Consider the following 807-nt stretch of genomic DNA (forward strand, 5'->3'; position numbering starts at 1 on the left):
TGATTATAGAAAATGAAAGATTTAGAAAATGTTTAAAAAATTATGGGATTAAAAATGTTTTTTTAATAGGTGGTATATTGTTTGATCTCAAAGGAGAACCAGCAACTCTCAAAAAAGACAAAGAATGGGGGATTTGTTATAATGGTCTATTAAGAGGGAAAGACGATATATTAAAGACATTAAAAAGTAAAAATATTAGATATGAAATTGAAGAAGAAAAATCGTTACAGAGGGCATTTATGATTAAATTTATCTATGAAAATATAACCATCAATATAATTGCAGTTTATGGTGACGAAGTTATAAAATCAATTTTTGCTGGCGAAAATAAATACGATATTAAACATTTTAAAAAACTTTTAGAGAAAATGTTATATGATGACTTATGGTTAGGACAAATAATTACACTTAGTGAACGAGCATTATTGAATAAAAACTTTAAAATAAATAAAAATCTGAACAATTATATTATTTCAATAATTAAAAATGATGAATTACTGTTTGAGGTAAAAAAGTTTTCTTTTGATAGAGAAAATGAAGAAATTCTTAAAAGAATTGTAAATTTTATATCCGAAAGAATTAGAAAATATGATAAAAACTTACTATCTCTACATCCGACAATTGCAGAAATAATTATTAGTTCTTGTGGTGAAAAATATACCAGAGAAGATTATATAGCAGATATTATTCAGTTTTTATCTTGTGAAGAAATTGCTAAAAGTTTGAGATTAGAGGTGCTACAAAGATGAACTACAACATAGCAGTGGTAGGGGTAACAGGTGCAGTAGGACAGGAGATGCTGCATAT

The 807-nt window shown here is 26.0% G+C and carries 1 protein-coding gene; it reads left to right on the forward strand.

Going from position 1 to position 807, the window contains the following annotated elements; genetic code table 11:
* Positions 1-749, forward strand: a 749-nt coding sequence (locus NZ923_10740; protein MCS7230485.1) for a hypothetical protein, incomplete at its 5' end; no start/stop codon positions are given.
* Between the last annotated feature and the right edge of the window lie 58 nt (positions 750-807).

The organism is Candidatus Kryptonium sp. (assembly GCA_025060635.1).
Taxonomy (GTDB): domain Bacteria; phylum Bacteroidota; class Ignavibacteria; order Kryptoniales; family Kryptoniaceae; genus Kryptonium.